This is a genomic window from Actinophytocola oryzae, from assembly GCF_004364325.1.
GTDB lineage: Bacteria > Actinomycetota > Actinomycetes > Mycobacteriales > Pseudonocardiaceae > Actinophytocola > Actinophytocola oryzae.
Genome location: NZ_SOCP01000005.1, coordinates 596,346 through 622,123, shown reverse-complemented (window position 1 = coordinate 622,123; position 25,778 = coordinate 596,346). Strand labels below are relative to the sequence as shown.

Below are 25,778 nucleotides of genomic sequence, written 5' to 3'. Positions count from 1 at the left end.
GCGAGCTTGAGTCTCGTCCGGACGCCATGACCGTCCTGTCTCGTCCCAAGTAGACCCGCAGAGTCTCGACTTGTCTCGTCTTCGTGCTACCCTGGTCTCGTGACCAGCGACAACGATCCCGAAGAGACCGGGACCACACTCCTACTGAAGGTACTACTCAGGCAGCGTCACCTACAGGTCTACAGCGCATTCGCGCGGGAGTACATCAAGGCAGCCGCCAAGCTAGACCGTGAATTGATGAATACCGGCCCCAGCAAAGCCCAGTTCTATCGCTGGCTGTCCGGCGAGCTGACCAAACTCCCGTACTCACACCACTGCCGCGTACTGGAAGCCATGTTCCCCGACTGGGGTGTCGCGCAACTCTTCCAGCCCTACAGCGGCAGCATCAGCGTCGTACCGAGACCTGGCGCCTCGGCTCCCGCGCCGCCGCCGACCATCTCCACACCGAGCCGGCAGGTCGACGCTGGGAAGGTGGTCAGCCACGAGCTAGACCTGTCTGGCGACTGGTGGTGCGCCTGGCAGACGTCCAAGGACGACGTACCCCGCGTCGACGTCCACATGCTGACGGTCCACCAGCAAGGGGAGCGACTCCAGCTTGAGGCCGACAGGGCGCCGGCCGAAGGCAGCTACAGCTGGCGCGGCGAGCTGTGCATATGGGACAACGAGGCCCTTATGGGGTGGTACCGGTCAACAGAAGGTGCCGTGCGGTCCAAGGGCACGATGTACCTCGCCCTACACCCACACGGCGAACACGCCTGGGGTCGCTGGACCGGCATGAGCTACGACGGCGTCGTAGTCACCGGATGGGGCGTCATCGCCCGCAACGAGGAACTCGCTCACAGAGTCGCGCACAATCTCGTCGACGCCGGCAGGCCATGAGTTCACACGCGAGCCGAGTGGCTCACTTCGTTATCGACGTCGGTGACCTCGACCAAGGCACAGTCTTCTGGTCCGCCGCCCTCGAAGCAACAGAAGAACCCATCAATCCAGAAAGCAGCAAGGTGTATCGTCGCCTGCGCCTTCCTGACTCCGAGATACGCGTACTACTTCAACTCACTACCGACTCCAAGGCTGGCAAAGAGCGGATGCATCTCGACCTCGAAACCGACGACGTAGAGATCGAAGTGCGCCGCCTTGAAGCACTCGGCGCAACTCGCTGGGACCACCAACAAGAGCGGAGTCACGACTTCTGGGTAATGCGAGACCCCTGGGGCAACGAATTCTGCGTCCTTCAGACTGAATTCCCTGACTTGCTTGCGCGACGTCGCACGTCGTCATCTCGCTAGAATCAGGTTGTGGCATCTGATCGTTATGTGATGCCGCTCGCCGCTGCCTGCAATTTATCGCCCCTGAACTGAACATCGGCTGGCTTAGCTGTTAGCAGGCGAAAGGGCAGGCGTCTCTGCGGTGAGAGCGATTTGGAGTTCTGGGTCGGTGAAACTTAGTGCGCTGTCAAATGTGTGCTGTAGGTTGGCGACCAGTCGAGCAACGGTGTTGCCGCAAGCGCCTTCGTTAAGATATATGCGGAGCCAGTTCCGGCCGATGTCCATGCGAATGTCGTTTGCGACATGCAGATCAACGGCATGGACCGTTGCGTAATGCTCCTTTATTTCTGGAGAACCCCACAGGCGATACGGAGCGCGCGCTGAGAACAATGTTGTCGCAAAAGAATCTAGGTCAGCGATATTGCGTTTGAAATTTAGAACTATAGGGCCGCCGCGAAGGGTTCCGCCGGTTCCGTCCGTGTCGGTCGCGTATGCTCTGTATGAGATCGCCCTTTGTTCGCATAGCTTGACCAAGCGCTTGTAACGTTGGACAACTGATCTTACAAATTGAGCATGAAATTCGAATGAGTCACCTGTTACTACAAAGCGCCCCATTCGACTGACACCCTCTTCGACTTGACCTAGGTCTGGATCGATGAGTGACGCCTGGACGCGGTCAAATGAGACAGACGAACTGTACTCTTCAATGCGCGATATATGGTCGAGAAGGTTTGTCGCACTCCGCCCGGAGAGTTGCACGCGCAACTCGCCGGCGGATGAGTCCGTATCAAGGAACTTGCGGCCATCGAAAGTGGTGTGGACTCTTCTTGAAATAGAGTTCGGCCACAGGTTTCGAAGATGGCCTGAAGGAAGCCACATCCAGTCGAGTTCCCGGCGGCGTTCTATCTCTTTACTTAGAAAAGCTTTTGCCGCATGGGTTTGAAGGTCTGTGTGAATAGACCAAAATCGTCCATCTAACTGGTCTACCCACAGTGTGCCCTCGGGGCGGAGCGCCTTGAATAGGAAGGCGTCGCCCGTCGGCTCAACGTTCTTTGCGCCAACGATGTCTTCAAGCAAAGCGCGGGGCTGATCAGCGTGCGCCTCTACCACGAAGGTCTTGGTGGGTGAACTAGGATCAAGGGCAAGGCTTCGGCCCATGTCGGCTCTCGTGGTCACGGCTCTTCCTCCTCCCCGGCTTCGATGGTGTCTTCATCATCCGCCTGAAGCAGCTCCTGCAACAGGTCAAGTTGATCAGGATCATGCTGACGGGTTCGCTTTCGCCTCAACTGACTACTGCGAGCGAGCGCCTGGTAGGCCTGGGTCCGCCCACGTGGATCATTGTCTTCGGGGGTTCTCAGGAAGCGCACGAACCCGCAGTTAGGGTCGTTGGGCGGTGGCGGGTGATACTCGAACGTCGCGGTGTCAGACTGCGCGATCTGCCTCGCAGCTTCTCCAACAGTTCTCACAAGGCGCTGTTGAGCCGTTCTTGCGTAGAAGGCCAGGTAGGGCGCTGCCTCTTCGGCGAGCCAGCGAACAGTCACCTGCTGCTTTGGTACTGCGAGAGCCTTGACGAGCTGAGCGCGCACTGCCGGCGTCACATCGGCCACTGAGGATTCATGATCAAACTGAATCAGACTCGGGGGCGGTCCGTTGAGTGGCAACGATCGAACCGGGAAGGTTCGAAGCACCGGTTCAGGCACTTGGTCAGAAAGATCGAACGTGATGTGCTCGTGGCAGACGCCAACGATGGGAGAGTGAAGGTTCACCTCATTTAGTCCCAACCGGATGCGGTCGATGTGCTGACAGAGGCAGGCGTACACCGCGACCACAGATGGTTGTATTGGACTACTGAGGGTTATATTGCCTGCTAGTACAATGCCCTGCGCATCGAGAAGCCGGTACTTTGCAGCTTGCGGCGCCTCCACGTTCGCACCCGACTTGGCCTCGCACGCCAGGAGTAGCGATCGGTCGCGGTTGAACAGGAGCACATCGATGACGACCTTGCCTGTGGCGGTCGTGACTGGCACCTCCAAGCCAGCCAGTTCATAGCCGCTCTCCTTCAGCAGCGGCTTGTCGATGCCATAAGGAAGCACCAGACCAAGCAACCCATTTATGGGCAACAGGCGATCTTCCACTTGCATCCCTCATCGCAACGTGTGAACGTTCCGCACGGTATCAGCGAGCGAGCGTTCAACCACGTAGGCGATGCCGTTCGGGATCAACTTGGTTGTGTCGTTGGCATAGTTGAGCTTGCAGAACTCGCCTCTTGAGGATCAAGGGCGGCGCTTCGCGCCGCTGCCAGCCGGACGGCCTGCCGCTCCGCTCACGGCCGCCGGCCGGCGATCAGGACAGCGCCGCACTCAATCCACAAGCCTGCTTGGCACCTGCGGCTCACGAAGGCCGCCCCCTCATCTGCCCGTGATCTTTTAACACCGGCCCGCCAGCATCAAGGGCGCCTGACGGCGTCGCTGGCGCGATCTCGCTTCGCTCGCCCCTTGACACCGACGATCCGGCGCTAAGGGCGGCCAGGGCGAGGGGAAACGGCGGCGAGTAGGTGCCGACAAACCTCAACTGGCCGAGTCGGCTTGCCCCCAGGGAGGTCATCACCATGGCGCACAGGTACCCCCGTCGGCCCGAACCCAGCTCGTCCCTGGGACCGCCATGAGCTGACCGAATGCCCCAGGCCAGACGGCGGGCAGCGACCAAGATCAGGCCGTCTCCAGGCCGTCAAAGGTCGCCTAACAACGAGAAACGACGCCGACCTACGGAAGATATTTCCGCTGGTCAGCGCCGTTTCGAGAGGCTTGGCCTCAGCCCTGCTTGGTCTCCCAGAAGATCTTGTCGATCTCGGCGATGTAGTCCAGGAGTTCCTGGCCCTTGGCGGGGTCCATGGAGCCCTTGGTGCCGGACGCGCCGGCGGCCTTGGTCGCCTTGTTGACCAGCTCGTGCAGCTGGGGGTACTTCTCGAAGTGCGGCGGCTTGAAATAGTCGGTCCACAGGACCCACAGGTGGTGCTTGACCAGCTCGCTCCGCTGCTCCGCGATCAGGATCGCGCGCGTGCGGAACTCCGGGTCCTCGTTGTCCTGGTACTTCTGCTGGATGGCCTTCACCGACTCGGCCTCGATGCGGGCCTGCGCCGGGTCGTACACGCCACACGGAAGGTCGCAGTGTGCGGTCGCCTCCAGGCGTGGGCCGAGAATGCGCGACAGGAGTCGCATCTTTCCTCCTGAAACAAGGTTGACGCTCCGACGCTTCGGACACTACTCCCGGCATCCTGTGCGGACACGGCGGAGGTGATCGAATGAACCCACTCGGGCGGCTGCCCTACCGGCGCATCCGCGTCGTCGGGCCGTCCATGGTGCCTACCTTGCGACACGGGGATGTTGTGCTTGCTCGGCGTAGTCGACAGCCACGTACGGGTGATGTGGTGGTGGTCACGTGGGTGACCCGGCCCGGGCAACTCTCCATCAAGCGGGCAACCCGGGCCACCGGCGGACGATGGCACGTCGAGGGGGACAACGCCATCGCCAGCACCGACTCACGCGAGCTCGGCCCCGCCGACGTGCACGGCGTCGTCCTGGCCCGCCTCTGGCCTCACCCCAGGCTCCTCAGCTCCCGGTAGCGCGCCTGGCACTCCGCATAGGACGGCAACAGCCCCGAAGCCTCCGCCTCCGCCAGCGTCGGTGCCGCGGTGTCCTTCTCCGACAGCAGTACCTCGATGTCCTCCGGCCACGGCAGGCCGAGCGCCGGGTCCACCGGCGTGATGCCGTGCTCGGCGGGCGGGTTGTACGGCGTCGAGCAGAGGTAGGAGATCACTGTCTCGTCCTCCAGCGCCACGAACGCGTGCCCCACCCCCTCCGGCACGTACACCGCGCGGAAGTCGACCGGGTCCAGGCGTACGGCATCCCACGCGCCGAAGGTCGGCGAACCGACCCTGATGTCCACCACGACGTCGAGCATCGCGCCTACCGGGCAGTACACGTACTTCGCCTGTCCCGGCGGCACGTCGGCGAAGTGCAGCCCGCGCACGCTCCCGCGCCGCGACCGCGAGTGGTTCGTCTGCGCCAGCCGCAGCGGGTGGCCGACCGCCTTCACGAACGCGGCCTCCTGGTACGGCGACACGAACACGCCACGCTCGTCCGGAAACGAACGGGGGGTGAACTCGAAAGCGCCTGGGACAGCAAGCTCCCGCACATCCATAGTGACGGAGGGTACGCGACGCCCCACGGTGCTTTGTGTCTACACTGTGGGACACCGCAGCGTCCGCGGTCGCCCGCCCCACAAAGCGGCGAGGCGGCTGACGTGCCCCGGCAAGGTCCCCCACATCGGTGTCACCCAATCGATGTCGACCATGCCGTGATCGGGCGGAGCCGCTCCGCACTGCCACGAGGCTCCCGCATCAGCCCGCAGGAGGGACGCAATGACCGCCGTGAACGACCCGCTAGCCACCGAACTGAACACTCCCATCACCGACGATGAGATCTTCCGTGCCCACGAGGGCGGCAAGCTGGACGTCTCGGTACCGCGCGCCATCACGGACTCCCGCGCACTGTCCATCGCCTACACCCCCGGTGTGGCGAAGGTGAGCAGCGCGATCGCGGAGGACGCCTCGCTCGCGAAGAAGTACACCTGGACCGACCGCCTCGTCGTGGTCGTCAGCGACGGGACCGCCGTGCTCGGCCTCGGCGACATCGGCCCCCGCGCCGCGCTGCCGGTCATGGAGGGCAAGTCCGCGCTGTTCAAGACGTTCGGCGGCCTCAACTCCATCCCGCTGGTGCTCGACACCACCGACGTGGACGAGATCGTCGAGACCCTGGTCCGCCTGCGCCCGTCCTTCGGCGCGGTCAACCTCGAGGACATCTCCGCCCCGCGCTGCTTCGAGCTGGAGAAGCGCGTGATCGAGGCACTGGACTGCCCGGTCATGCACGACGACCAGCACGGCACCGCGATCATCCTGCTCGCCGCGATCAAGGGCGCGAACGCGGTGCTCGACCGGCCGATCGCCGACCAGCGGATCGTCATCGCGGGCGCGGGCGCGTCCGGTGTCGCCTGCGCGAACATCCTCCTGGCCTCGGGGGCGGGCGAGCTCACGGTGGTCGACTCGCGCGGCATCCTGCACGAGGGCCGTGACGGCATGAACTCGGTCAAGGCCGAGCTGGCGAGCCGCACCAACGAGTCCGGCCTGCGTGGCGGGCTCGCCGAGGCACTCGAGGGCGCCGACGTGTTCGTCGGCCTGTCCGGCTCGACGGTGCCCGAGGAGCTGATCGCGAGCATGGCGAGCGGCTCGGTCGTGTTCGCGCTGTCGAACCCGACGCCGGAGATTCACCCCGACGTGGCACGGAAGCACGCCTCGATCGTGGCGACCGGTCGCAGCGACTTCCCGAACCAGATCAACAACTCGCTGGCGTTCCCCGGGGTGTTCCGCGGCGCGCTCGACGCGGGCGCCCGGCGGATCACCGAACGCATGAAGCTCGCCGCCGCCGAGGCCATCTTCGCGGTGGCCCAGGAGGACCTCTCGGCGGACTACATCGTGCCGAGCGCGGTCGACCCGAGGGTCGCGCCGGAGGTTGCCGCCGCAGTGGCGCGGGCCGCGAAAGAGGACGGGGTAGCCTAAGGCACCGGCGGGAAGATCGGCGGTGCGCCCCGACCCGCCGGCCTGCGGGCGAGAGGAAGCGTGTTGGCCGAGCATGTCCTGCGTGCCGGCCGGCTCCACAGCGGGCAGCCGACCGGTGAGTTCGCGCTGCCCGGTGGCGGAGACCCGCTGGTGGACACGGTCGCCACCACCCCGGAGCACGCCCTCGAGCTGCTCGCGGGCGTGGAGAAGATCGCCGAGATCGGCATCTGGGGCATCGACCTGCAGGCGGGCACGGCGTACTTCTCCGAGGGCATGCGCACGATGTGCGACATCCCGCCGAAGTGCACGGTAAGCGAGGCGATGGAGCTGGTCTTCGCCGACGACGAGGCGGTGCTCGGCGCCTTCCGGGCCCGCCTCGTCGCAGGCCACGACCCCAGGCCGGCCGAGGTCGAGGTGCGCGACCCGTCGGGCCACAGGATCTACCAGGTCAGGGCCCGGCCGGAGTTCGACGACACCGGCAACATCGTGCGTGCGACCGGCACGGTCCAGGACGTCACCCGTCACCGGGCCGCCGAGCAGCGCGCGATCCAGGACCGCAGGCTGTTCGGCGACGCGCAGCGTGTCGCCAGGATGGGCACCTGGGAGTGGAACACCGTAACCGGTGAGTGCATCTGGTCGTCGATGCTCTACGAGCTGTTCGGCGTCGAGTCGAGCACCCCGATCACCTACATGGACTACCTCGGCCTGGTGCACCCCGACGACCGTGCGTGGGTGGACCAGCGCTGGCAGGACCTCGCGCAGACGGGCAGGCCGGTCGAGTGCGAGCACCGGGCCGTGCTGCCCGACGGGTCGCGGAAGGTGTTCCGCTGCCGGGGCGACGCGCTGGACACCTCGGGCGGCGGCCCGGTCATGATCGGCACCGCCCAGGACGTCACCGAGCAGCGGTCCACCGAGACCCGCATGATGCGCTCGTCGCAGCGGTTCTCCGACCTGGTGGCGATCGCACCGGTCGGCATCGGCCTGTTCGACGAGTCCGCGCGTCTCGTCGAGGCCAACGAGGCGCTGTGCAAGCTCCTCCAGATGGACATCGAGCGGCTGCGCGGCATGGCGGCCGTCGACCTCACGCACCCGACCGACCGGGGCGAGTCGCTGCTCGCGGGCGCCTCCCGGCGCAACGGTGACACCCGCGCGGGCCAGCGGGTGCTGCTCACGGCGTCGGGCAAGGCCGTCTACTGCGAGCTGAACGTGACGGTGTCGGTCGCCGACGACGGCCAGCGGTTCCGCCTCGTCGTCTTCTCCGACGTCACCGAGCGCCGCCGTGCCGCGGAACGCCTGCGCTACCAGGCCACGCACGACGAGCTGACCGGGCTGCCTGGCCGGTCGGCCGTGAACGAGCTGCTCAACCAGCTGCTCGGCGGCCCGGACGCGGACCGGGTCGCGCTGCTGTTCTGCGACGTCGACAACTTCAAGCGGGTCAACGACTCGCTCGGCCACGACGTCGGCGACGAGCTGATCATCGCGCTGGCGCGAAGACTCGAGCGCGGCCTGCCTCCCTCGTGCACGGCGGGCCGCATGTCCGGCGACGAGTACGTGGTGATCTGCTCGGACTACTCCGAGGTCGGCGGCGTCGAGGCACTGGCGAACCGGGTCGCCGGGCTCTTACGCGCGGTCGTGCCGGTGCGGGGCCAGCTCCTACGGGTCTCCGCGACGATCGGCGCGGCCACCCCGACCAGCCAGGAGACCTCGGGCGCGGACTTACTGAGGTTCGCCGACGCCGCGATGTTCAACGCGAAACGCCAGGGCACCGGCAGGGTGTCGCTCGCGAGCGAGGCGTTGATCGCGTCGGCGAACAGCCAGATGATGCTCGAGGGACAGCTCCGCGACGCCATCAACAACGACGGGCTCGTCCTGCACTACCAGCCGGTGGTCGGCCCGGACGGCACCGTGCTCTCGGCGGAGGCCCTGGTCCGCTGGCCGCACCCGGAGCGGGGAATGCTCCCGCCGGGTGAGTTCCTCCCCGTCGCCGAACAGGGCGATCTGCTGCGTGACCTGGACCTCTGGGTGCTGAAGACCGCGCTGCGCGAGGCGGCGAAGTGGCCGATGATGGCGGGCGGCGTGCTGGGCGGCGGGGTCGGCGTCGCGGTCAACCTCGCCGGGCTCGTGCCGGGGGACCCGGAGTTCACCGACATCGTGTACGCCGCCGTCAACGAGATGGGCATCGACTGGGACCGCGTGGTGCTGGAGCTGGTCGAGACGAGCTTCATCGACCTGCCGTCGCGGACCCGCAAGGCCATGGAGTCCCTCACCGAACGCGGCATCCGGTTCGCGGTCGACGACTTCGGCACGGGGTACTCCTCGCTCGCGCGGCTCAAGGAGCTGCCCGCGCAGATCATCAAGATCGACCGGGCGTTCGTGTCCGGAGTCGCGTCCGAGGCCTCGGACTACGCCGTCGTGCGGGCGCTGGTGGACATGGCGCGGGCCATGGGCCGCACGTGCGTGGCGGAAGGTGTGGAGACGGAGTCGCAGTTCCACGTGCTGCGCAGCTTCGGCGTCGAGGCCTACCAGGGCTGGCTGCTGTCGAAACCGTTGCCCGCCAAGGAGTTCCGCGAGCTGCTGCGGCTCGGGCCGGTACACGTGCCGCGGGGTTCCGCGTGATCGAGGCGGACCTCACGCTCGACGACGGGCGGACACTGCACTACTACGACACCGGCGGCGACGGCTCGCCGGTGTTCTGGCACCACGGCACCCCGAACATCGGCACACCGCCCGAACCGCTGTCCGACGCCTCGACACGGCTCGGGCTGCGCTGGATCTCGCTCGACCGGCCCGGTTACGGCGGCTCGACGCCGCTGCCCGGCAGGAACATGGCCTCGGTGGTCCCGTGCGTGGCCGCGGTCGCCGACGCGCTCGGCATCGGGACGTTCGCGGTCATGGGGCACTCCAGCGGCGGCCCGCACGCCCTGGCCTGCGGTGCGTTGTTGCCGGACCGGGTGCGGGCCGTGGTCGGCGTGTCCGGACCGGCGCCCTTCGGCGCCGAGGGGCTCGACTGGTTCACCGGCATGTCGGCAGGCAGCGAGGCGTCCCTGCGGGCGGCCGCGGCCGGCCGCGCGGCCAAGGAGGAGTACCAGGCGAGCGCGGAGTTCGACCCCGACTCGTTCACGCCTGCCGACGAGGCCGCGTTCGACGGGCCGTGGGGCTGGTTCGGCTCGGTCGTCCGGCCGGCCGTCGCGGACGGGCCCGCCGCGTTGATCGACGACGACCTCGCGAACGTCACTCCGTGGGGCTTCGACCCGGCGGCGGTCACCGTGCCGGTCCTGCTGATGCACGGCACCGGCGACCGGATGGTGCCCGCGTCGCACAGCCGGTGGCTCGCGGAGCGGTGCCCGACGGCGGAGCTGTGGACGAGGCCGGACGAAGGCCACATCTCGGTCCTCCGGCACGCGGAGGCCACTCTGGACTGGCTCCGCGAACACCTTTGATGACGATCTGATCACGTTGGGCCGAACGGCCTAGTGGAGTTGCCCCGTGTGCAGGGGCCAGATCGTGGGATGCCCTGCCGTTGTCGGTGGTTCAGGCTAAGGTCGGGCGACCTACGGCCGTTGGGAGGCCGTCTCGATCCGAGGAGTTCTCACGGCATGATCGAGTTCAAGGCCGTGACCAAGAAGTATCCGGACGGAACGGTCGCCGTCGACAGCCTCGACCTCGCGGTCGACGCGGGCCGCATCACGGTGTTCGTCGGGCCGTCCGGTTGCGGCAAGACCACCTCGCTACGCATGATCAACCGGATGATCGACCCAACGGGCGGCTCCATCCTGTTGGACGGCAAGGACATCCGCGAGTCGGACCCGCCGTTGTTGCGGCGTGGCATCGGGTACGTCATCCAGCAGGCGGGGCTTTTCCCGCACCGCACGGTGATCGACAACGTCGCCACGGTACCGCTGTTGACCGGCGCCACCCGGCGCGCGGCCAGGGCGCGGGCGCAGGAGCTGTTGGAGCTCGTCGGTCTGCCCGCGGAGATGGGCAAGCGGTACCCGGTCCAGCTCTCCGGCGGTCAGCAGCAGCGCGTCGGCGTGGCCCGCGCGCTCGCCGCCGACCCGCCGGTGCTGCTGATGGACGAGCCGTTCAGCGCGGTCGACCCGGTCGTGCGGGACGACCTCCAGCAGCAGCTGCTGCGGCTCCAGTCCGAACTGGACAAGACGATCGTGTTCGTGACGCACGACATCGACGAGGCCATCAAGCTCGGCGACCGCGTCGCGGTGTTCCGCGTCGGCGGCAGGCTCGCGCAGTACGCGACGCCATCGGAGCTGCTGGCCAAGCCCGCCGACGACTTCGTGTCCTCGTTCGTCGGCAGGGACCGCGGGTACCGCGCGCTCGGCTTCCTCGACGCGGCGGGTGTGCCGGTCGGCCCGGTCGCCACCGCGAAGGTGGGGACCGGGGCGGCCGAGGCCGAGAACACCGACGGCTGGGTGATCGTGGTCGACGAGGAGAACCGGCCGCTCGGCTGGCTGTCCTCGGCCGCACTGTCCACGATGGACACCATCGACAAGGACTCCGTCGTCTCCGGCGGCTCGCTGTACAACACGGCAGACGGCTCGCTGCGCAGCGCGCTCGACTCGGCGCTCAGCTCGCCTGCCGGGCTCGGCATCGCGGTCGACGCCGACGGCAGGGTCGCGGGCGGTATCAAGGCCGACACGGTGCTCGACGCGCTCGCGCGGGCCCGCCGGACCGGTGAGGTGCCCGCGTGAACGTCGACTGGCCGTGGCCGTGGCTTCCGCGCAACGTCGACAAGATCGCCGACGCGACCGGCCAGCACCTGTACCTCGCGCTGCTCCCGGTCCTCTTCGGACTGATCATCTCGATCCCGCTCGGCTGGGCCGCGAGCCGCTGGCCCGCCGTGCGGCTGGTGCTGGTGCCGCTCGCCGGCGTGCTGTACACGATCCCGTCGCTCGCGCTGATCACGCTGGTGCCGCTGCTGATCGGCACGAAGATCATCGATCCGTTGAACGTCCAGGTGCCGCTCGCGATCTACACGGTCGCGCTGCTGGTCCGTTCGGTCACCGACGCGTTGCTCGCCGTGCCACGTGAGGTCACCGCGGCGGCCACGGCGGTCGGGTTCAAGCCGACCAAACGGTTCCTGTCGGTCGAACTGCCGCTCGCGATCCCGGTGATCGTGGCGGGGCTGCGGGTCGCGACAGTGTCGGCCATGAGCCTCACGGCCGTCGGCGCGCTGATCGGCATCGGCGGGCTCGGCAGCCTGATCACGGAGGGCTTCCGCCGCAACAACGCGGTGGAGATGGTGATCTCGATCGCGCTGATCGTCGTCATCGCACTGATCATCGACGCGTTGTTGCTGCTGGGCGGCAAGCTGATCACGCCATGGACCCGCGCGCGGCAGGGCGTGGGCCGGTGAACGCGGCACTGAGCTGGCTGTTCGACTCGGCCCACTGGAGCGGGCAGACCGGCATTCCCGCGCGGATCCTCGAGCACCTCGGCTACACGGCCCTGACCGTGCTCGTCGCGGCCGTGATCGCGGTCCCGCTCGGCGCGGTGATCGGCCACACTGGGCGCGGCACGTTCCTGATCGCCGGTCTGTCCAACGGTCTGCGCGCGCTGCCCGAGCTCGGCCTGCTGACGCTGCTGGTGCTGCTGACCTACGTCGGCCTGCTGCCGGTGGTGGTCTCGCTGGTGATCCTGGCGCTGCCGCCGATCCTCGCCGGCACGTACGCGGGCATCCGCAACGTCGACCGCGCGGTGGTCGACGCCGCGCAGGGCATGGGCATGCGTGGCTCGACGGTGCTGTGGAAGGTCGAGCTGCCGAACGCGCTGCCGCTGATCCTCGGCGGCATCCGCTCGGCGACCCTGCAGGTGATCGCGACGGCCACGATCGCGGCGTACGTCGCACTCGGCGGCCTCGGCCGGTTCGTCATCGACGGCAACAACGCGGGCGCCGGTTCCCCGGACGGCTATCCGCAGATGGCCGCGGGCGCGATCGTGATCGCCGTGCTGGCGCTGGTCGTCGAGGGCGTACTGGAGCTGGTGCAGCGTCTGGCGGTGTCGCCTGGCCTGCGCAACGCGACGACACGGAAGCGCACGGCCAGGATCTGGCGCAGGCCGACCACGGATTTGGTTGGAAAGTCCACGTGAGGAGACAGAGGATGAAACGCGTTATCGCCGGTGCGGCGACGGCCCTGGCGGCGACGCTGGCCCTTTCCGCGTGTGGTGGCGGTGGTGGAGACCCGTTGGCCGAGGACACCTCGGCGGGTTCCGGCTCGGGTGACTCGATCACCATCGGGTCGGCGAACTTCCCGGAGAGCCAGCTGCTCGCCGAGATCTACGCGCAGACGCTCGAGGCCAAGGGCGTCACCGTGACCCGCAAGTTCGACCTGGGCAGCCGCGAGAAGTACATGGACGGCCTCAAGGACGGGTCGATCGACCTCATCCCCGAGTACTCGGGCGTGCTGCTGCAGTTCTTCAACAAGCAGGCGAAGGAGGTCTCCTCCGACGACGTGTACGGGGCGCTGAAGGGCGTGCTGCCGGAGAACCTCACCGTGCTGGAGCAGTCCGACGCGGAGGACAAGGACGCCATCGTCGTCACCAAGGAGACGGCGGACAAGTGGAAGCTGAAGTCCATCGAGGACCTGGTGCCGCACTGCGGTGAGACCACTTTCGGCGGCCCGCCGGAGATCCAGCAGCGCCCGGACGGCATCCCGGGCATCAAGGCCACGTACAACTGCACGTTCAAGGGCTTCAGCGCCCTCGAGCCGGGCGCGATCACCACGAAGGCCCTCCTTGACGGCACCGTCCAGGCGGCCGACATCTTCACGACGGACGCGGCCATCGAGGCCAACGACCTGGTGGTGCTCGAGGACCCGAAGAACAACTTCGCAGCCCAGAACGTGCTGCCGCTGATCAACAAGGACAAGGCCTCGGACACGGTGACCAAGGCCCTGAACGCGGTGTCGGCCAAGCTCGACACGAAGACGCTGCTCGAGCTGAACGTCGCGCTGAACGCCCCGGACAAGCCGGAGTCGGCGGACGTCGCCAAGGACTGGCTGTCCAAGGCCGGTATCTGACCGGTTCATGACGAGGCCCCTCCGGTTTCCGGAGGGGCCTTTTCGTGTTTCGACCCCGCCGTTCCCCTGTCGCGACATAATCGGGCGGAACATCGGGACACTGTCTGGGGGGACGTGTGTGGAACTCGTGTGGGTGTCCGTACGCACTATGGCGAAGCCGGTTTCACCGCCGCAAGGCGGACGCGTTGCTGATCGGTATCGGCGGCTACCTTGGCACGGCACTCGTGGTCGCGGCGTTGAGGATGGCAGGCGTCCTGCCATTCGAGCAGGTGAGTTGGCTACATGCGACCCTGTTGGTCACCGGGCTCATCGTCTACTTCGAGCTTTCGCGGCCTCGGCGGCCGCGCCTGCGCTGGCGGGAGCTGCAGACGTCCGATTTCTTGCAGGCGCTGACGTTCCCCGGTCTTTACCCGGTCGGCTGGCTCGACGTCCTCGGCAAGGAGCTTTCCGGCTGGGGACTGGCGCTGGCCGCGTCGGGAATTACCGCTGTCGTGTGTGTGATCGCCTGTGAGTTCGCGCTTCGCATTCCGACCGCGATCGCGGACTTTCGGCGCAAGGTTTCTGGTCCGCTGACCGAGGAGTCGCGAAGGTTCAACCTCGACTACCGCCGTCATGAGCTGTTCTGCCGAGCCCATGACGAACGGAGCAGGTCGCGGATTCTGATGAAAGCGCGCCGGGGTGCGCGCCTACGCCGGGAGGCCCGGCTGGCGAGCAGCCGTGAGGGCCGGTTCTGTCGATGGGTCGACGAGCACGTGCTGCGGCCGTACGAGGACGTGGGGTTCTGGCTCGGCACCTACACGACCAGTGCCGCGATCTTCGCGGTGCTGTTTCCCCGGATGGAGCCCGGCCTGCTGTCCACCTTGTTGGTGTTCCTCCCGTTCGCGCTCATGCCTGTGCTGGAGTACGCCTGGCGGAGGACGACGGGACGCCGCTGATCCGCGCGGTCAGCTCCTCCGCCGCGCGCCGGGTCTCCTCGGCCAGCTCCGGCCAGGTCTCGCCGCACTCCTGGTCGCACTCGTGGCGGAAGGTGGTCGAGATGGCGGCCGTCGGGTGGCCGGTGTGGTCGAGGACCGGGACCGCCACCGACGCGAAGCCCGCCGTCACGTAGCCGTCCTCCACCGTCCAGCCCCGTCTGCGTGCCTCCGCCAGCAGGCGGCGCAGCGACGGGAGGTCCCGAGGACCCCGGCCCGTCCGGTCCACGAACGCCGAACGCGACGGGAACAACGCGCGGACCTGGGCCGCTGGCAGGGCACCGAGCATCGCACGGCCCGACGCCGGGAGGTGGGCGGGCAGCCGCACGCCGACATCCGTGACCACCGTCGCGTGGCGGGGCGGCTGCTCGCGGACCAGGTACAGCGTCTCGCTGCCGTGCAGGACACCCAGCTGGGCGACGTGCCCGGTTCGTTCGATCAACGCACGCAGCACCGGGCGGGCCAACCGCTCCAGCGGGTCGTGTCGCAGGTACGCCGACCCCAGCTCGAAGGCCGCCAACCCGAGCCCGTACCGCCGCTCCTCGGGCAGGTGGGTCACGAAACCGGCCGCCATCAGCTCCGACAGCAGGTGGTAGGTCGTCGATCTGGGCAGCGCCAGCTCGCGGGCCACGGTCGCCGCCGTCACCGGCCCCGCCCGGCCCGCCAGCAGGCGCAGCACCGCCAGGCCTCGGCGCAGTGCGGGGATGTCGGTCACGTGTCTTGGATACCAGATCACGAGCCTGGCCGACCGGGACGCCTTTACGGCACAATCGACATATGGCAGAAAACTCGCTGACGTTATGGGTCACCGGCGCGGATCCGGACGATCTGGACGGCATCTACGACGCGTCCAGGACGTTACGTTCCGACCTCGAAGAGATAAGTGACGTTTCTGTCACGGATTTGATGACAGAACATGGACAAGAAGGCACTCGTTCCGGGCTGCTCACCCAGATCGTCGCCGAGGGCGGGGCCGCGCTGATCGTCACCTACTACGGCGGTAAGACGGTACGCGGCATATTTCGTGACCTCGCCGAAATAGTTCAGCGCTGGCAGGACCGGAACAAGGGAAACCGGGTCGTCCTGCGTGCGGCGGACGGCAGCACGATCGAGCTGACGGGCCTTTCGGGCGAGGAGGCCGTCACGCTCATGGAGTCGATCAAGGACCGGCCCGAGGTCCTCGAGAACTGACGATGGCGACCACCCCCGAGGCAGACCCGCTCGGCACCGCGCGCCGGCGTGCCCTCGCGGTGGCCACCGGACGCTACCGGCACGACGAACTGCCCGATCTCGACTCCCCGGCGCAGGACGCCGAGATCGCGAGGCGCATCCTCGGCAACCCCGCGATCGGCGACTTCAGCCCGTTCACGGTCCTGCTCAACAACGACGTCCACACCCTGACCAACCAGGTCTACGACTTCTTCCACACCGCGGAGACCGACGAGTTCCTGTTCGCCTACTTCTCCTGCCACGGGCGCCGCGACTCCGACGGCCGGCTGTACCTCGCCGCGATCGACACCGAGCCGGGCAGGCTGCCGCCGACCGCGATCGCCGCGGACGACATCCGCGACTGGGTGGACAACTGCCGGGCACGCAGTGTCGTGGTCGTGCTGGACTGCTGTCACGCGGGTGCCTTCGGCGGCGAGCCCAAACAACGGAGCATGCGTGACCGGGTGGTGCTGCTGACCGCCGGCGCGACCGAGCTGGCGCACGAGGGCAGCTCCGGCAAGGCGAAGGCGACACCGTCGGCGTTCGCGCGGGCCTTCTTCGAGGGCCTGGAAACGGGGCTGGCGGACCGCAACCTCGACGGCGCGATCTCGGTCCGCGAGGCGTTCGACTACGCCAACGGGCAGCTGGCCAACTCGGAGATCAAACAGCACCCGCAGATGCGGGCCAACGTCGTGGGCGATCTGGTGCTCTGCCGGACCCCGCCCAACCCCGGCAGGCTCTCCCGCGACCTGGAGTCCCTGGTGCGCAACGGGTTCCCGGCCGCGCGGCTGCTCGCCGTCGAGCAGCTCGCGCAGTGGCTCGGTTCGGCGGAGCCTGCGCAGGCACGCACGGCCGAGGCCACGCTCGTCGACCTCGCCGCGGACCCCGACGAGCACGTCGCCGCGGCGGCGGGCCGGGTGCTGAACAACCAGCAGCCTGTCCTGGTCTCGGCGGGGGCGCGACCGGCAGGGGCGGAACCGGACCCGAACTGGTACGCCAGGGCGGTGTTCTACGAGGTCCGGGTGCGTACCTTCCGCGACTCGAACGGCGACGGCGTCGGCGACCTGCCCGGCCTGGTCAAGCAGCTGGACTACCTGCGGTGGCTCGGCGTGGACTGCCTGCTGCTGACGCCGATCTACGACTCCCCGCTGCACGACGACGGCTACGACATCAGCGACTTCACCAGCGTGCACCCCGACCTCGGCACCGTCGGCGACCTGGTCGAGCTGCTCGACCAGGCACACGCGCGGGGCATCCGCGTCGTGCTCGACGTCGTGCTCAACCACACCAGTACCGCGCACGACTGGTTCCAGAAGTCGCGGACGGATCCGACCGGACCGTACGGGGACTTCTACGTCTGGCAGGACACCGACGAGGGCTACACCGACGCGAGCATGCTCGGCGAGGACCAGGAGGACGTCCGCTGGACGTTCGACCGGGCCCGCAGGCAGTACTACTGGCACCGGTTCGCCGACCACGAGCCGGACCTGAACTTCGACAACCCCGCGGTCCAGGACGCGATGATCGCGGCGCTGCGGTCGTGGCTCGACCTCGGCGTCGACGGGTTCCGCCTGCTCACCGCGCCCTACCTGTTCGAGCGGGACGGCACGCCGTGCGAGGGCCTCGGCGAGACGCACGAGTACCTCGCGGCGGTCCGCAGGGAAATCGACAAGAACTACCGGGAAAGGGTGCTCATCGCCTGGGCCGACCGGTGGCCGTCGGACGCGGTCGAGTATTTCGGGAACGACCCGGCAAACCCGGAATGTCACGTCGTCCTTTATTCGTCGTTGATGCCGAGGGTGTTCCTGAGCATTCGGCAGGAGAACCACGAGGCGATCTCCGCGGTGCTCGCCGAGTCGCGCGGTGTCCCCGAGAACTGTCAGTGGGGAATCTTCCTGCGCAACGGTGACGAGATGACGCTCGATCTGGTCGACCCGGACGAACGCCGGTACCTGCTCCGCGAGTACGCGCCGCTGCGAAGAATGCACAATTCCCGCGGAATTCGCCGCCGGCTCGCCCCGCTGCACAACGGGAAACCCGACCAGCTCGGCTTCTGCATCGCGTTGCTGCTGTCGCTGCCTGGTGCGCCGATCCTGTACTACGGCGACGAGATCGGCATGGGGGAGAACCTGTCGCTGCCGGGCACCGCGGCCATCCGCACCCCGATGCAGTGGTCCTCCGACCGCGCCGGTGGTTTCTCCGACGCGGAGTACGAGGAGCTGGCGTCGCCGGTCGTGCTCGACTCGATCTACGGCTACCAGTCGATCAACGTCGAGTCCCAGCTGCGGCAGCCGACCTCGCTGCTGCGCACCGTGCGGCAGCTGATCGAGATCCGGCGCCACAGCCCGGCGCTGACCACCGGTTCGTTCCGGCAGCTCGACTCGGACAACCCGGCCATCTGGTGCTACGTGCGCACGAGTCCGACGGAGGAGATCGTCTGCGTGGCCAACTTCTCCGGCTACCCGCAGGCCACGCAGCTCGACCTGTCGCGGTTCGCGGGCCGGTACCCGGTCGAGGTCACCGGCGGCGTGCGGTTCCCCGACGTACGTGCGGACACGCCCTACCAGGTCACCCTGTCCGGCAACCGCTTCTACTGGCTCCGGATGGTCGAGCACGAGAAGGACCAGGGTGGACAGTCTGAGATCCCAGACTGAGATCGTCCGTCCCGGGTCGTGCGGGGGCGCCGGGCGCGCTGAGATGTAGTCCATGGTCGTGATCGATGGCGGGGCCCTGACCCGCGAGCAGGTTGTCGCGGTGGTGCGGGACGGTGCCGACGTCGAGGTCGGTGCCGACGCGCTCGCCGAGGTGGCCAAGACCAGGGACCACGTCGAGCGGCTCGCCGAGGCCGTGACCCCCACCTACGGCGTGTCCACCGGGTTCGGTGCCCTCGCCACCAGGCACATCCCGCCCGACCGCCGTGCGGCACTCCAGCGGTCGCTCATCCGCTCCCACGCCGCGGGCGCTGGTGATCCCGTCGAGACCGAGGTCGTGCGGGGGCTCATGCTGCTGCGGCTCCGCACCCTGGCCAGCGGTCGCACCGGGGTCCGGCCGGAGACCGTCGAGGCACTCGCCTTCCTGCTCAACGCCGGGATCACCCCGGTGGTCCACGAGTACGGCTCGCTGGGCTGCTCCGGCGACCTCGCGCCGCTCAGCGCCGTCGCCCTCGCGCTCATGGGCGAGGGGGAGGTGACCGTCGACGGTCGGCGCACGCCCGCAAGGGACGCCCTGTACGAGGCCGGTATCGAGCCGCTGGAGCTGGCGGAGAAGGAGGGCCTCGCGCTCGTCAACGGCACCGACGGCATGCTCGGCATGCTGGTGCTCGCCCTGCACGACCTGCACCGGCTCCTCGACATCGCCGACCTCACGGCCGCCATGAGCGTCGAGGCCCTGCTCGGCACCGACCGCGTGTTCGCCGCCGACCTCCAGGCGTTGCGCCCGCACCCCGGGCAGGCCGTCTCCGCCGCACGCATGACCGCGTTGCTGGCGGGCTCGGCGATCATGGACTCCCACCGGGGACCCGACTGCAACCGGGTGCAGGACGCCTACTCGCTGCGCTGCGCCCCGCAGGTCCACGGCGCGGCCCGCGACACGGTGTCCTACGTGGAGACGGTGGCCGACCGGGAGCTGGCCGCCGCCATCGACAACCCGGTGGTCCTGCCGGACGGGCGCGTCGAGTCCAACGGCAACTTCCACGGCGCACCCGTCGCCTACACGCTGGACTTCCTCGCCATCCCGGTCGCGGACGTCGCCGGCATGGCCGAGCGCCGCACCGACCGGATGCTCGACGCCAACCGCAGCCACGGGCTGCCGCCGTTCCTCGCCGCCGATCCGGGGGTGGACTCGGGGCACATGATCGCCCAGTACACGCAGGCCGCGATCGTGTCCGAGCTGAAGCGCCTCGCCGTGCCCGCCTCCGTCGACTCGATCCCCAGCTCCGCGATGCAGGAGGACCACGTGTCGATGGGCTGGTCGGCGGCCCGCAAGCTGCGCAGGGCCGTCGACGGGCTCACGACCGTGCTGGCGATCGAGCTGCTCACGGCGGCCCGCGCGCTCGACCTCCGCGCCCCGCTCACCCCCGCACCGGCCACCGCCCGGGCCGTCGCCGCACTGCGTGAGACCGTCCCCAGGCCCGGCCCGGACCGCCACCTGGCCCCGGAGATCGCCGCCGCCGAGGCCCTAGTCCGATCAGGAGACCTACCATGACCGATGGCGCCCGTCCAGTTCGCGCGGCGCGCGGCACCACGCTGACCGCGCGCAACTGGCAGACCGAGGCCGCGTTGCGGATGTTCCACAACAACCTCGACCCGGAGGTGGCCGAGCGGCCCGACGACCTCGTCGTCTACGGCGGCACCGGCCGGGCGGCCCGCAACTGGGCCGGCTTCGACGCCATCACGCGTGAGCTGACCACCCTCCGCGAGGACGAGACACTGCTCGTCCAGTCGGGCAAGCCGGTAGGCGTCATGCGGACGCACGAGTGGGCGCCACGGGTGTTGATCGCCAACTCCAACCTCGTCGGGGACTGGGCCACCTGGCCGGAGTTCCGCAGGCTGGAGTCGCTCGGGCTCACCATGTACGGCCAGATGACCGCGGGCTCCTGGATCTACATCGGCACCCAGGGCATCCTGCAGGGCACCTACGAGACGTTCGCGGCCGTGGGGCGCAAGAAGTTCGGCGGGAGTCTCAAGGGGACACTCACGCTGACCGCGGGGCTCGGCGGCATGGGTGGGGCGCAACCCCTCGCCATCACGATGAACGAGGGCGTCGCACTGTGCGTCGAGGTCGACCCGGCCCGTGCGCACCGCCGTGTCGAGACCCGCTACCTCGACGAGGTCGCGTCCGATCTGGACGACGCCGTCGCCAGGGTCACCGCCGCCAGGAAGGAGGGTCGGGCGCTGTCCGTCGCGGTGATCGGGAACGCGGCGGAGGTCCTGCCCGAGCTGCTGCGGCGTGGCGTCGAGGTCGACGTCGTGACCGACCAGACGTCCGCGCACGATCCGCTGGCGTACCTGCCGAAGGGCGTGGACCTCGAGGACTGGTCCGACTACGCGGCCAAGAAGCCGGACGAGTTCACCGACCGCGCCCGCGACTCCATGGCCGACCACGTCGACGCCATGCTCGGGTTCATGGACGCGGGTGCGGAGGTATTCGACTACGGCAACTCGATCCGCGGCGAGGCGAAGCTCGGCGGCTGCGACCGGGCGTTCGACTTCCCCGGGTTCGTGCCCGCCTACATCCGGCCGATGTTCTGCGAGGGCATGGGCCCGTTCCGCTGGGCGGCACTGTCCGGCGACCCGGCCGACATCGCCGCGACCGACCGGGCGATCCTGGACCTGTTCCCGGAGAAGGAGTCCCTGGCCAGGTGGATCAGGATGGCCGGAGAACGCGTCGCCTTCCAGGGGTTGCCCGCCCGGATCTGCTGGCTCGGCTACGGCGAGCGGCACCTCGCGGGCCTGCGGTTCAACGAGATGGTGGCGAGCGGCGAGCTGTCCGCGCCGGTCGTGATCGGTCGCGACCACCTCGACTGCGGCTCGGTCGCCTCGCCGTACCGCGAGACCGAGGCCATGGCCGACGGCTCCGACGCGATCGCCGACTGGCCGCTGCTGAACGCCATGATCAACACGGCCTCCGGTGCCAGCTGGGTGTCGATCCACCACGGTGGCGGCGTCGGCATCGGCCGCTCGATCCACGCGGGCCAGGTCACGGTCGCCGACGGCACGGCACTCGCCGGTGAGAAGATCGCCCGCGTGCTCACCAACGACCCCGGCATGGGCGTGATCCGCCACGTCGACGCCGGTTACGACGACGCCCGCGCCGTGGCCGCCTCCCGCGGCGTGACCGTCCCGATGCCATGACCGCCGCCACCGAGCTGCTGTCGGCCATCGGGACCGTCGGGCGCGACCCGAGGCGGGGTGGGTTCTCCCGCCACGGGTTCGACCCGGTGGAGCTGGAGCTGCGGGAGTGGTTCGTCGCCGAGGCGGAACGCCGGGGCCTCGCCGTGCGTGCCGACCGCAACGGCAACCTGTGGGCGTGGTGGGGTGAGCCGGGCCGCGACGCGGTCGTCACCGGCAGCCACCTCGACTCCGTCCCCGGCGGTGGCGCGTTCGACGGACCGCTCGGCGTGGTGTCCGCGCTCGCGGCCGTGGACTTGTTGCGGGAGCACGGGTTCGCGCCCGCCAAGCCGTTCGCGGTGGTCGTGTTCGCCGAGGAGGAGGGCGGCCGGTTCGGCATGCCCTGCCTCGGCTCCCGGCTGCTGACCGGCTCGATCGACGCCGACGCCGCCCGCCACCTGCGTGACCCCGACGGGACGAGCCTCGCCGACGCCGTCACCGCGGCGGGTCTCGACCCGGCCCGGCTCGGCCGTGACGACGAGGCGCTCGCCGCCATCGGCACGTTCGTCGAGCTGCACGTCGAGCAGGGGCGCGGGTTGATCGACCTCGGCGCGCCGGTCGCCGTGGCCAGCTCGATCCTCGCGCACGGCCGCTGGCGGTTCCGGTTCACCGGCGAGGGAAACCACGCCGGTGCGACGCTTCTCGGCGACCGGCGCGACCCGATGGTGCCCGCCGCGGAGATGGTGCTGGCGGCCAGGGTCGCGGCGGCCGAGGTCGACGACGCCCGTGCCACCGTCGGGCGGCTGGTCCCCAACCCGGGCGGCACCAACGTCATCGCGTCCACTGTGGACGTATGGCTGGACGCGCGGGCACCCGACGACGCACGAACGCGGCAGGTGCTCGACCGGATCCGCGGCATGGCGACGGAGGCCGCCCAGCGGGAGGGCTGCGACCTGGCCGTCACCGAGGAGTCCTACGGCGACACCGTCCACTTCGACACCGGCCTGCGGGACCGGGTCGCCGCCGCGCTCGGTGGGGTACCGGCGCTGCCGACCGGCGCCGGGCACGACGCGGGCGTGCTCGCCGCCCACGTGCCGACCGCGATGTTGTTCGTGCGCAACCCGACCGGCGTGTCACACGCGCCGGAGGAGTTCGCGGAGGCCGAGGACTGCGAGTCGGGTGTCACCGCGCTCGCGGCCGTGCTGGGACAGCTCGCCGGATGACGACCTACTGGTGCGAGTACGTCTGGCCGGCGCTCACGCGTGGGGTGCTCGTCGAGGTCGAGGACGGCCTGATCGCGTCGGCCTCGCGTACCGCCGCCACGCCGCCCCCGGGCGCGCTCGTGTTGCGGGGACTGGTGTTCCCCGGCTTCGCCAACGTGCACTCGCACGCGTTCCACCGGGCGCTGCGAGGTCGGACGCACGACGACGGCGGCACGTTCTGGACGTGGCGCCAGGCGATGTACGAGCTGGCCTCGCGCCTCGACCCGGACAGCTACCTGAGGCTGGCGACCGCCGTGTACGCGGAGATGGCCGTCGCCGGGTTCACGGTCGTCGGGGAGTTCCACTACCTGCACCACCCGCCGGGCGGCGGCCGGTATGCCGAGCCGAACGCCATGGGGGAGGCGCTGGGAGAGGCCGCTCTCGCCGCGGGCATCCGGATGACCCTGCTCGACACGTGTTACCTCACCGGCGGCATCGACACACCGCTTGCCCCCGAGCAGCGACGGTTCTCCGACGGCAGCGTGGCGGCGTGGGCGGCACGGGCGCGGCCAGGCCGCGACCGGGGTACCCACCGCGTCGGCGCCGCCGTTCACTCCGTCCGTGCCGTGCCTGCCGAGGGTATCGCCGAGCTGGCGTCCATTGTGGATGGTCGGCCGCTGCACGTCCACGTGTCCGAGCAACCCGCGGAGAACGAGGCGTGCCTCGCCGCGTACGGCCGGACGCCGGTCCGGCTGCTGGCCGACTCCGGCGCGCTCGGCCCGACCACGACCGCCGTGCACGCCACCCACCTGTCCACCGAGGACACCGCGATACTGGGAAAGACCGCTACGGCAGTGTGTTTCTGCCCCACGACGGAAGCGGACCTCGCCGACGGCATCGGACCCGCACGGGAGCTGCTCGACGCGGGTGCGCCGCTGTCACTGGGTACCGACCAGCACGCCGTGGTCGACCCGCTGGTCGAGGCGCGGGCGCTGGAGCACGGCGAGCGGCTCCGGACCGGGCAACGTGGGCGTCTCTCGCCGGACGAGCTCGTCACCGCGCTGACGACCGCGGGCAACGCCGCGCTGGGGTGGCCCGAGGCGGGCCGGATCGAGCCCGGGGCGCCCGCGGACCTCGTGGCCGTGCGACTGGACAGCGTGCGTACCGCGGGGAGCCGGCCCACGCAGGTCATGTACTCGGCGACCGCCGCCGACGTGCACACGGTCGTGGCAGGCGGCCGGGTCGTCGCGGTCGACGGCCACCACGAGCTGCTCGGCGACGTGGGAGAACTGTTGCGGGAAGCCATCGAGGAGCTGTGGGCATGAGCGTTCTCATCACCGGCATCGGCGAGCTGACGACCAACGACGGCCCGGTGTCGCACGACGCCGCACTGGTGCTGGACGGCGACAGGGTGGCGTGGGTCGGGCCGGCGTCGGCCGCGCCGGACGCCGACACCGCCGTCGACGTCGCGGGTCGGGCCGTGCTGCCCGGCTGGGTCGACAGCCACACCCACCTCGTCTTCGCGGGCGACCGGACCGCCGAGTTCGGCGCGAGGATGGCCGGCGAGCCCTACAAGGCGGGCGGGATCGCCGTCACCGTGGCCGCCACCCGCGCGGCGACGGACGACCAACTGGCCGCTGTGCTGCGCGAACACGTCGCGGAGGCCGTCGCGCAGGGCACCACCTGCCTGGAGACCAAGACGGGCTACGGCCTGACGGTCGAGGACGAGCTGCGGTCCGCGAAGCTCGCGGCACAGCACGTGGACGAGGTGTCGTTCCTCGGCGCGCACCTGGTCCCGTCCGACATGTCCACGGAGGACTACGTCGACCTGGTGTGCGGCGAGATGCTCGACGCCGTGACTCCGCACGTCCGCTGGGCGGACGTCTTCTGCGAGACAGGCGCCTTCGACGAGGACGAGTCGAGGCGGGTGCTCACCGCCGCGAAGGAACGCGGCCTCGGCCTGCGGGTACACGGAAACCAGCTCGGCTACGGCCCCGGCGTCCGCCTCGCGGTGGAGCTGGCCGCGGCGAGCGTCGACCACTGCACGTACCTGACACGGTCCGATGTGGACCTGCTCGCCCAGTCGGCCACGGTGGCCACCCTGCTGCCCGCCTGCGACCTCTCCACCCGCCAGCCACTGCCCAATGCGCGTGAGCTGCTCGACAACGGCGCCACCGTCGCGCTGGCGACCAACTGCAACCCAGGCTCGTCGTACACGTCGTCCATGGCCTTCTGCGTGGCGATGGCCGTGCTGCAGATGCGGATGTCCGTCGAGGAGGCCGTCCGCGCGGCCACGCTGGGCGGCGCGCAGGCGTTGCGCAGGGACGACGTCGGCGTGCTGCGGGTCGGCGCGCGGGCGGACGTGCACGTGCTGGACGCGCCGTCGATCACCCACCTCGCCTACCGGCCGGGGGTGCCGCTGACCTACGCCGTATGGCGTAACGGCGTCCTAGAACGCCAGCCACACGACCAGCACGACCGCCAGCACGCCGATGACCAGCCCGATCCAGATCAGGCGACGGTACTTTAGGTCCTCCCCGACGGGGTCGAGGATGTCGCGTTTGTCGTCGGCGTGCGGGTTGGCGTCCAGCGGGATCCACTCGGGCTCGTCGTCGGGCATGGGCCCATTCTCCCCGTCCGGCGTAGCTTGGACGC

At 69.1% G+C, this 25,778-nt stretch carries 24 protein-coding genes; 18 read left to right on the top strand and 6 right to left on the bottom strand.

Annotation, left to right across the window (positions count from 1 at the left end):
• The first annotated feature begins 99 nt into the window (after positions 1–99).
• Together CLV71_RS17550 and CLV71_RS17545 are read left to right on the top strand one after the other, a co-directional pair.
• On the top strand, positions 100–879 hold the full coding sequence (locus CLV71_RS17550) for a hypothetical protein (RefSeq protein WP_133903811.1): 780 nt from the start codon (positions 100–102) through the stop codon (positions 877–879).
• A gap of 17 nt (positions 880–896) precedes the next feature.
• Complete coding sequence (locus CLV71_RS17545) at positions 897–1,286, top strand: VOC family protein (RefSeq protein WP_133903810.1); 390 nt, start codon at positions 897–899, stop codon at positions 1,284–1,286.
• 84 nt (positions 1,287–1,370) lie between these two features.
• Here CLV71_RS17545 and CLV71_RS17540 read toward each other — a convergent pair whose 3' ends face one another.
• From CLV71_RS17540 to sodN, 3 genes are all read right to left on the bottom strand, one after another.
• Positions 1,371–2,441: a hypothetical protein gene (locus CLV71_RS17540; protein ID WP_133903809.1), complete on the bottom strand. Its 1,071-nt coding sequence runs from the start codon at positions 2,439–2,441 to the stop codon at positions 1,371–1,373.
• Positions 2,438–3,400, bottom strand: a complete 963-nt coding sequence (locus tag CLV71_RS17535; protein ID WP_133903808.1) for a hypothetical protein — start codon at positions 3,398–3,400, stop codon at positions 2,438–2,440. Before CLV71_RS17535 ends, CLV71_RS17540 begins: the two co-directional genes overlap by 4 nt.
• A 675-nt stretch (positions 3,401–4,075) precedes the next feature.
• Complete coding sequence (gene sodN / locus CLV71_RS17530; protein ID WP_133903807.1) at positions 4,076–4,483, bottom strand: superoxide dismutase, Ni; 408 nt, start codon at positions 4,481–4,483, stop codon at positions 4,076–4,078.
• An 83-nt stretch (positions 4,484–4,566) separates the two neighbouring features.
• On the opposite strand from sodN, the gene CLV71_RS17525 reads away from it, so the two are divergent.
• Positions 4,567–4,887 (top strand): S26 family signal peptidase, encoded by a 321-nt coding sequence (locus CLV71_RS17525; RefSeq protein ID WP_133903806.1) that lies wholly within the window; start codon positions 4,567–4,569, stop codon positions 4,885–4,887.
• On the opposite strand, the gene rfbC is transcribed toward CLV71_RS17525, so the two are convergent.
• Entirely contained in the window at positions 4,860–5,465 is a 606-nt protein-coding gene (rfbC, locus tag CLV71_RS17520; protein WP_133903805.1) for a dTDP-4-dehydrorhamnose 3,5-epimerase, read from the bottom strand. The genes CLV71_RS17525 and rfbC overlap by 28 nt on opposite strands.
• 220 nt (positions 5,466–5,685) lie before the next feature.
• Between rfbC and CLV71_RS17515 the strand changes: the two genes are divergently transcribed.
• The 8 genes from CLV71_RS17515 to CLV71_RS17480 all read left to right on the top strand — a co-directional run bounded on the left by CLV71_RS17515 (position 5,686) and on the right by CLV71_RS17480 (position 14,848).
• Positions 5,686–6,879 carry an NAD(P)-dependent malic enzyme gene (locus CLV71_RS17515; protein ID WP_133903804.1) on the top strand — a complete coding sequence of 398 codons (1,194 nt, stop codon included), beginning with the start codon at positions 5,686–5,688 and terminating at the stop codon, positions 6,877–6,879.
• A 63-nt stretch (positions 6,880–6,942) separates the two neighbouring features.
• A complete protein-coding gene (locus CLV71_RS17510; protein WP_243866531.1) occupies positions 6,943–9,495 on the top strand; it encodes an EAL domain-containing protein in 2,553 nt (850 codons plus the stop codon).
• Complete coding sequence (locus CLV71_RS17505; protein WP_133903803.1) at positions 9,492–10,319, top strand: alpha/beta fold hydrolase; 828 nt, start codon at positions 9,492–9,494, stop codon at positions 10,317–10,319. Before CLV71_RS17510 ends, CLV71_RS17505 begins: the two co-directional genes overlap by 4 nt.
• Before the next feature lie 156 nt (positions 10,320–10,475).
• Complete coding sequence (locus tag CLV71_RS17500) at positions 10,476–11,585, top strand: ABC transporter ATP-binding protein (protein ID WP_133903802.1); 1,110 nt, start codon at positions 10,476–10,478, stop codon at positions 11,583–11,585.
• A complete protein-coding gene (locus tag CLV71_RS17495; RefSeq protein WP_133903801.1) occupies positions 11,582–12,250 on the top strand; it encodes an ABC transporter permease in 669 nt (222 codons plus the stop codon). Before CLV71_RS17500 ends, CLV71_RS17495 begins: the two co-directional genes overlap by 4 nt.
• A complete protein-coding gene (locus CLV71_RS17490) occupies positions 12,247–12,984 on the top strand; it encodes an ABC transporter permease (protein WP_243866530.1) in 738 nt (245 codons plus the stop codon). The genes CLV71_RS17495 and CLV71_RS17490 overlap by 4 nt, the downstream gene beginning before the upstream one ends.
• Before the next feature lie 11 nt (positions 12,985–12,995).
• The gene (locus CLV71_RS17485; protein ID WP_133903799.1) at positions 12,996–13,913 is read left to right on the top strand and encodes an ABC transporter substrate-binding protein; all 918 of its coding nucleotides are present in this window, start codon (positions 12,996–12,998) and stop codon (positions 13,911–13,913) included.
• 185 nt (positions 13,914–14,098) lie between these two features.
• The gene (locus CLV71_RS17480; RefSeq protein ID WP_133903798.1) at positions 14,099–14,848 is read left to right on the top strand and encodes a hypothetical protein; all 750 of its coding nucleotides are present in this window, start codon (positions 14,099–14,101) and stop codon (positions 14,846–14,848) included.
• Here the strand turns inward: CLV71_RS17480 and CLV71_RS17475 are convergent.
• Complete coding sequence (locus CLV71_RS17475) at positions 14,799–15,599, bottom strand: IclR family transcriptional regulator (protein ID WP_243866529.1); 801 nt, start codon at positions 15,597–15,599, stop codon at positions 14,799–14,801. The two genes, CLV71_RS17480 and CLV71_RS17475, sit on opposite strands and share 50 nt — an antisense overlap.
• 62 nt (positions 15,600–15,661) lie before the next feature.
• On the opposite strand from CLV71_RS17475, the gene CLV71_RS17470 reads away from it, so the two are divergent.
• Genes CLV71_RS17470 through hutI form a run of 7 tightly spaced genes read left to right on the top strand, consistent with a single transcriptional unit; the run spans position 15,662 to position 25,653 of the window.
• On the top strand, positions 15,662–16,075 hold the full coding sequence (locus tag CLV71_RS17470) for a hypothetical protein (RefSeq protein ID WP_133903797.1): 414 nt from the start codon (positions 15,662–15,664) through the stop codon (positions 16,073–16,075).
• Positions 16,076–16,077: 2 nt separating this feature from the next.
• Positions 16,078–18,747, top strand: coding sequence for a maltose alpha-D-glucosyltransferase (gene treS, locus CLV71_RS17465; protein ID WP_243866528.1), 2,670 nt, complete (start codon positions 16,078–16,080; stop codon positions 18,745–18,747).
• A 52-nt stretch (positions 18,748–18,799) separates the two neighbouring features.
• Entirely contained in the window at positions 18,800–20,296 is a 1,497-nt protein-coding gene (hutH, locus tag CLV71_RS17460; protein WP_133903796.1) for a histidine ammonia-lyase, read from the top strand.
• The gene (gene hutU / locus CLV71_RS17455; RefSeq protein ID WP_133903795.1) at positions 20,293–21,945 is read left to right on the top strand and encodes a urocanate hydratase; all 1,653 of its coding nucleotides are present in this window, start codon (positions 20,293–20,295) and stop codon (positions 21,943–21,945) included. The genes hutH and hutU overlap by 4 nt, the downstream gene beginning before the upstream one ends.
• Entirely contained in the window at positions 21,942–23,144 is a 1,203-nt protein-coding gene (locus tag CLV71_RS17450) for an allantoate amidohydrolase (RefSeq protein WP_133903794.1), read from the top strand. The genes hutU and CLV71_RS17450 overlap by 4 nt, the downstream gene beginning before the upstream one ends.
• Entirely contained in the window at positions 23,141–24,448 is a 1,308-nt protein-coding gene (locus tag CLV71_RS17445) for a formimidoylglutamate deiminase (protein WP_133903793.1), read from the top strand. Before CLV71_RS17450 ends, CLV71_RS17445 begins: the two co-directional genes overlap by 4 nt.
• Positions 24,445–25,653: an imidazolonepropionase gene (gene hutI / locus CLV71_RS17440; RefSeq protein WP_133903792.1), complete on the top strand. Its 1,209-nt coding sequence runs from the start codon at positions 24,445–24,447 to the stop codon at positions 25,651–25,653. Before CLV71_RS17445 ends, hutI begins: the two co-directional genes overlap by 4 nt.
• On the opposite strand, the gene CLV71_RS47700 is transcribed toward hutI, so the two are convergent.
• On the bottom strand, positions 25,573–25,743 hold the full coding sequence (locus CLV71_RS47700; protein ID WP_166664129.1) for a hypothetical protein: 171 nt from the start codon (positions 25,741–25,743) through the stop codon (positions 25,573–25,575). The genes hutI and CLV71_RS47700 overlap by 81 nt on opposite strands.
• Positions 25,744–25,778: the final 35 nt, after the last annotated feature.